The 318-nt window shown below is 72.6% G+C and carries 1 protein-coding gene; it reads right to left on the bottom strand.

What is annotated here, in order from left to right:
- Positions 1–318, bottom strand: a 318-nt coding sequence (locus DRV84_RS15335) for an FHIPEP family type III secretion protein (RefSeq protein ID WP_192881442.1), incomplete at both ends; no start/stop codon positions are given.

Here is a 318-nt window from a genome sequence, read left to right as displayed (position 1 = left end):
GCCCTTGGCCGAGAGCACGGTGCGCAGGAACCGCCGCCGCCGGCCGCTCGTGACGAGCGCGGGGTAGAGGCCGCGCTCGCCCGCCGCGCGCATTTCCTGCGCAACCCCGTCGCCCAGCCGGTTGAACACGTCCGGTGGCAGCGCCACGTCGAGACCGCCGCCGGCGCCCTCCACCTGATAGCTGGCGAAGGTGTCTTCCCACTCGGGGTCGAGTTGCAGAAGCGGCACGCTCCCGTCCTCGCGCCTGAGCTGCGCGACCAGCTGGAAACCGAGCCGCTGGCGCACCTGCTCGCAGATCGCCTCAGGGCTCGCATGGGT

Origin of the sequence: Rhodosalinus sediminis (genome assembly GCF_003385555.1) — a bacterium.
Lineage (GTDB): Bacteria > Pseudomonadota > Alphaproteobacteria > Rhodobacterales > Rhodobacteraceae > Rhodosalinus > Rhodosalinus sediminis.
This window is presented reverse-complemented; position numbering and strand designations above follow the sequence as displayed.